General features: G+C 60.2%; 1 protein-coding gene. It reads left to right on the top strand.

The features are described from left to right. Positions 1 to 425, top strand: a 425-nt coding sequence (locus QWI17_RS08335; protein WP_302722062.1) for a choice-of-anchor D domain-containing protein, incomplete at both ends; no start/stop codon positions are given.

Raw genomic sequence — 425 nt, 5'->3', positions numbered from 1 at the left:
TACCACCTTCACTGTGCAGTACACCCCGACTCTGGCCGGGGCGTTTAGTTTTGATCTGAGCTTTGTCAATGATGATGCGGATGAGAACCCGTTCAACTTCACCGTCTCGGGCACGGGCTCGGGTGCGCCTGAGATATCGGTCTCCTCCTCCGTGGGCGGCGCAGTCGCCGATGGCGGCACTGATGCACAGGGCTTCGTGGCTGCCGGCACGCCCCAGACCGTGACCTACACCGTGACCAACTCCGGTACCGATGACCTTACCATCGCCACCGCTACTACCGCGGCCCCGAGCAATGTCACCATCAATGCTATCGGTGCACCGGGAAGTACCACGATAGGTGCCGGCGGTGGGAGTACCACCTTCACTGTGCAGTACACCCCGACTCTGGCCGGGGCGTTTAGTTTTGATCTGAGCTTTGTCAATG

This window comes from Gilvimarinus gilvus, assembly GCF_030518155.1.
In the GTDB taxonomy this organism is placed as follows: Bacteria; Pseudomonadota; Gammaproteobacteria; order Pseudomonadales; family Cellvibrionaceae; genus Gilvimarinus; species Gilvimarinus gilvus.
The sequence above is the reverse complement of the archived record's forward strand: the minus strand, read 5'-3'. Positions and strand labels throughout refer to the sequence as shown.